The organism is Arcticibacter eurypsychrophilus, assembly GCF_001730525.1.
Classification (GTDB): domain Bacteria; phylum Bacteroidota; class Bacteroidia; order Sphingobacteriales; family Sphingobacteriaceae; genus Arcticibacter; species Arcticibacter eurypsychrophilus.
In genome coordinates this window covers 1-5,549 of record NZ_MDFN01000055.1, presented here as the reverse complement: position 1 = coordinate 5,549, position 5,549 = coordinate 1, and the positions used below count along the sequence as shown (strand labels likewise).

Here is a 5,549-nt window from a genome sequence, read left to right as displayed (position 1 = left end):
AAAACTGCACACAGACTTATCAAAAAGGCTTGTTTTTAAATGAGTTTAATTTTTATCGGACAACAATGAATCAGAATAAGGAAAAAATACCTATTTAACCAGTTAAATAGATCGATTAGCCCCCTGCTAATTCTAAATATCCACCATACCTTAATGCAATAAACCAAATAACTAAATTATATGAAAAGGAATACTTTACCAAACCTACGGCATCTGCTGATTCTAATCTGTATCCTCTTCTATTCTGGAAACCTGTTACAGGCACAGGTAGACATAAGAATAAAAGTAAGAGGGAACGTGACCGATGACAAAGGAGAATCGCTGCCTGGTGTAAGTGTAAAAGTTCGAGGAGAAACATCCGCAACCGCTACAGATACAAAAGGCAATTTCGAAATTTCAGTATTGCCACAAGCCTCACTTACTTTCTCATTTATAGGATTTAAATCGCAAACAGTAGAGGTTAATTCTCGTCAATCGGTGCAGGTAAAGCTGGTTGTAGACAATATTGGGACCAACTTAAACGAAGTAGTTGTAGTAGGCTATGGAACTCAGAAACGGTCTGATGTTACGGGTTCTGTTACGTCGGTACCCAAAGCCAGACTGTCACAACTGCCTATAACTAATGTGCTTCAGGCCGTGCAAGGTGCAGTTGCCGGAATTACAGTTTCACAAACGTCTTCCGTACCAGGTAAAGCACCATCAGCACTGATAAGAGGTCAAAATTCAATCAACGCTAACTCTGGCCCTTATGTCGTAGTAGATGGAATTCCATTAACTAAAACAGGGGGAACTCTGAATGATATCAACCCAAATGATATTGCCTCTATGGAAATACTGAAAGATGCCTCATCTGTTGCAATCTATGGTACAAACGGAGCAAATGGAGTAATTCTGATCACTACTAAAAGAGGGACAACAGGAAAGCCAATGATCCGCTATAATGCTTATGCAGGTGTTGAAAATATCGCTCACATGCTTACTCCAAGAAATGGGGAAGAATATGTTCAAAAGTATGCCGATTGGCTTAAGCAGAGCAAAATCCCCCAAACCAATCCAGTTCCGAATTTTGGTGAACTGGAAAATTACAATGCTGGTATTACCCGCGATTGGATGGATGATGTTACGCAAACGGGTACTCTACAGGATCATAATCTCAGTATATCTGGTGGTTCAGAAGATACAAAATATTATATATCTGGTGAATTCCTCAATCAAAAAGGAGTTGTACAAGGATTCCAGTACAAACGCGTTAATTTAAGGTCAAACCTCGATGTAAATGTGACCAATTATCTAACCGTTGGTACATCTGTCTTTTATACTAATAATAATACAGATGGAGGAAGGGCAAATCTGTTGAATGCATCGGCAATGAGTCCTTATGGCCAAATGTATAATACCGACGGGACCTATAAAATATATCCTATGAAACCGGAACAACTGTTTGCTAACCCGATGCTTGGCCTGGTTACCGATCGTTTAAGACGTACTACGAATGTCAACGGTAATGGGTATGCAGAACTGAAGTTTTCAGGTGCACTCACTGGATTGAAATATCGCTTAAATGCAGGGTATTCTTTCCTGCCGGAACGGAGGTCAAGTTATACAGGCAGAATGGCCAATGATTTGATCGGTACTGCAGAAATCGTTAGTGCCGAAACGAATAGCTATACCCTGGAAAATATAGTGTCATATACCAAAGACTGGAACAAAAATCATTTTGACTTTACAGGTTTGTATAGTTCTCAGCAAAAGAAATATGATAGAAGTACAGCAGGAGCGAAGGGTTTTGTAAACGATGAGCTTTCATTTAATAGCTTATCTGCGGGAGCCACTCAAACAAGTGATTCGTATACTGATAAGTACGCGCTTAACTCTCAAATGGGACGTTTAAATTATTCTTATGACAGTCGATACCTATTTACTGTTACCGCAAGACGAGATGGTTCATCTGTTTTTGGTTCCAATACTACCAAACATGGTATTTTCCCATCTGCTGCTATTGGATGGAACATCAGCAATGAGTCGTTTATGAAAAACCAATCTTTTGTAGATAACCTGAAGTTACGTCTTTCCTATGGTAAATCAGGTAACGAAGCAATCCCTGTATACCGCACTATTTCCACTTCATTAACCAGCCGATCTCCATTCAATGGTATCAGTACAATAGGTGCTGTAGCTGGAAATCTGGGAAACAGGAATCTTCTATGGGAAAATACATATAGCAAGAACCTTGGAGTTGATTTCTCCATTTTGAAAAACAGAATCTATGGAACCGTTGATGTATACGATTCGAAAACTACAGATCTCTTGCTATTGCGGAGCATACCAATTATTACAGGGTATTCTACAGTATTTGATAATCTCGGAGAAACTTCTAACAAAGGGATTGAAGTTACATTAAACACCCGCAATATCAATGGAACTGATTTTAGATGGGAAACTACATTGAACTTTTCTGCAAACAAAAATAAGATTGTAGATCTCTATGGCGACAAGCAAAGCGATCTTGGTAACCGTTGGTTCATTGGTCAGCCTATAAATGTGATCTATGATTATCATTTGCAAGGTATTTGGCAGGAAGGAGAAGATGCTTCCACACAAGATCCAGGAGCTGTAGCCGGCGAGCTAAAGTTTGCAGATTTGAATGGTGATGGAAAGATTACCGCTAATGCTGACCGTGAGGTTATAGGCCAGACCGCACCGAAATGGACGGGTGGAATTACGAATACCTTTCATTATAAAAATCTCCATTTGAATGTGTTTATTTTAACCGCACAGGGAATGACGAAGAATAATTCAGATTTGAACTATGCGGATGAGACCGGAAAGCGAAATACGCCTATTGACATTGGGTATTGGACCGCCGAAAATAAGAGTACGACCAGACCTTCATTGGCATTTAAAAATCCAAGGGGATATGGATATGCTTCTGATGCCGCATTTACCCGAATCAAAGATGTCACTTTAAGCTATGTTTTCAATCCGAAGATGCTGGAAAAATTACATATTGGAGGCCTTACTGTATACGCAAGCGGTCGTAACCTGTACACCTTTACCGATTGGATAGGCTGGGATCCTGAGAGTGATAACTTTCAGAGAGGAACTACCAATTCCGATGCAGGAACTACATGGGAAGATAATTACCCTGTAACCCGTTCTTTTGTTTTTGGTGCAAATATCTCATTACGTTAATCTGCTTATCTTTTAAAAACTCGTTATGAAACGTTATATTTTAGCAATTACTATTATCGGAGTTCTGTTTACGATCTCCTGCAATAAATCATACCTCGATGAGGACCCTTATTCTACTTATACACCAGAAACGTTGAAAGACTCTCTTGGATTCGAGGCCTCTCTGGTTGGATTATATAACCATGTTAGTACCATTTATTCATGGTCGTCTAATCAAGGTTGGCCAAGTGTTTGGCAGGTAGGGACTGATGTAGCCAATGCAACAGCCAATCAGCAAGGCATTGAGATTCCTTATTATAATTATGCTACACTTACCTCAACTGATGCTGCAGCCGAACGGACATGGAACAGGTACTATATTTTGATCAATCTGACCAATATCATTGTGAATAATGTAGAAGACCCTACCGTAACTGCCATTAGTCAGGCCGGTAAAGACCAGATAAATGCTGAAGCCAGGTTTTTCAGGGGCTATGCATATAATAACCTGGCCACCTGCTTTGGGGGAGTTCCAATTATTACTACTGCACTTACAGGTCCTAAGACTGATTTTGTAAGAGCACCTATAGAAGAAGTAAATGCGCTCATTGTAAGTGATCTTACTTACGCAGTAACACATCTTCCGGATATTGAAAGTGTCAAGTCAAACTCCAAGGGTAAACTGTTTGGCCGTGCTAACAAATTTATGGCCATGCAATTACTAGGGGAGGTATACCTGAGAATGGGAAAACCAGAATTGGCTGAGCCGCAGCTGCAAGCAATTATTAGCAGCGGCCGTTTCAGTCTGATTAAACAGCGATTTGGCATTAAGACAGGGCTTGCAGGAGATTACTATTCCGATATGTTTGTGTATGGTAATCAACGACGGATACAAGGGAATACTGAAGCCATCTGGGTATTGGAACAAGAAAATCCAAGTACTGTTGTTGGAGGTATTACCGATAATCCGCAACAACGTAGGGTTTGGGGAGCAGCTTATCATAATATTAATGGTATGGCACTTGCAGATTCATTAGGTGGCCGTGCATTAGGTCGATTGCGGTTGAGTAACTGGGTGTTGTATGGCCTTTATAAGGGTAATGATATCCGTAATTCACAGTATAACATCAAAAGAAGGTATTATTATAATGATCGTACCCAACCTGCCAAATTTGGTAAAATGGTTCCTTTTACCGGGCCAGATACTTTATTTAATATTGCCCCACATACCACAAAATGGTATCAGTTCGATCCGAATGATACATTTGGATATGCCATGGTAAAGGATTTCATTTTCATGCGTCTGGGAGAAACCTATTTACTATTGGCAGAGGCTCAATTTAAACAAGGGAAATTAGATGATGCTGCTACAAGTATCAACGTACTTCGAGCACGAGCCTATCCTGACTACCCATTAAATGGAAAGGTAACAGCAGCTGATATGACCCTGAATTTTATTTTGGATGAACGTGCCAGAGAATTGATCGGTGAAGAAAACCGACGAATGACATTGATGCGTACCGGAACATTAGTGGAAAGGGCTACACGCTTAAATTCTAACAATGCCTTTAATCCGATTAGGAGTATAACCGCAAATAATCAGTTGTTGCCAATTCCGCTAAGAGAAATACAGTTGAATAAGGATGCTGTTCTAACTCAGAATCCGGGTTATTAAAAATTAAGAGAGTAGCCTGAATGGTGATTGGATCATAAAGGTTACTCTTTCCTTATTAAAAAGTCTGGTAAGAATGCAGTATGATACCCATATATGTCCGACCTGAGGGTGTTTAAGTCGGACTTTTGTGGGTATCTTATTGCTTTTTCTCTGCATTTATTTATATGCTGGTACGCTTAAGAATTTCTGTTTTACAAACAAATTCGGTAACGTGAGAGTTTACACTAACCTTCGTCTTAGCCCAGAAATTAGTTTGTAACTAAAAACACAAACTTAAAATCCTACAGAAAATTCCTAAAGAAAAATTGCTTTTTTGTATGTAGATTTAAAAATCAAATTTTAATTAAGATGGGAATCTTTAAAGAAAAAGTACTTGACCAGTTAAACTTATTATCTGACAATTTACATCAGGAAGGAAAAGATGTTTTTGAGGTTTATGACCGGGGCTCTGAAGTCCTTATTCAGCTCAAAGAAGGCGTTGACCTGAAGGTTTTTGCTGCTAAATTTCCTGAGACCATATCAAGTTATTTGCCGGAGATTGATGCAGAGAAGGAACGCATTAAGTTTATTATAGGCAATCAGCTGGAAAGCTCATTATATATCTTAGAAACTTAGTCATACAAATGGACTAAAAGACATTTAAGGTTAATAGTATCAGGAATTTGACTTATAAATAATCACTGCTGTCCGATAAAAATTAAAC

General features: G+C 39.1%; 3 protein-coding genes. All 3 read left to right on the top strand.

The window, feature by feature from the left end; genetic code table 11:
* Positions 1-180: 180 nt before the first annotated feature.
* The 3 genes from BFL47_RS18830 (at position 181) to BFL47_RS18820 (ending at position 5,461) form a co-directional block, all read left to right on the top strand.
* The gene (locus BFL47_RS18830; protein ID WP_069661340.1) at positions 181-3,192 is read left to right on the top strand and encodes a SusC/RagA family TonB-linked outer membrane protein; all 3,012 of its coding nucleotides are present in this window, start codon (positions 181-183) and stop codon (positions 3,190-3,192) included.
* Positions 3,193-3,217: 25 nt separating this feature from the next.
* The gene (locus BFL47_RS18825; protein ID WP_069661339.1) at positions 3,218-4,846 is read left to right on the top strand and encodes a RagB/SusD family nutrient uptake outer membrane protein; all 1,629 of its coding nucleotides are present in this window, start codon (positions 3,218-3,220) and stop codon (positions 4,844-4,846) included.
* Positions 4,847-5,194: 348 nt separating this feature from the next.
* The gene (locus BFL47_RS18820) at positions 5,195-5,461 is read left to right on the top strand and encodes a hypothetical protein (RefSeq protein ID WP_069661338.1); all 267 of its coding nucleotides are present in this window, start codon (positions 5,195-5,197) and stop codon (positions 5,459-5,461) included.
* Positions 5,462-5,549 lie beyond the last annotated feature (88 nt).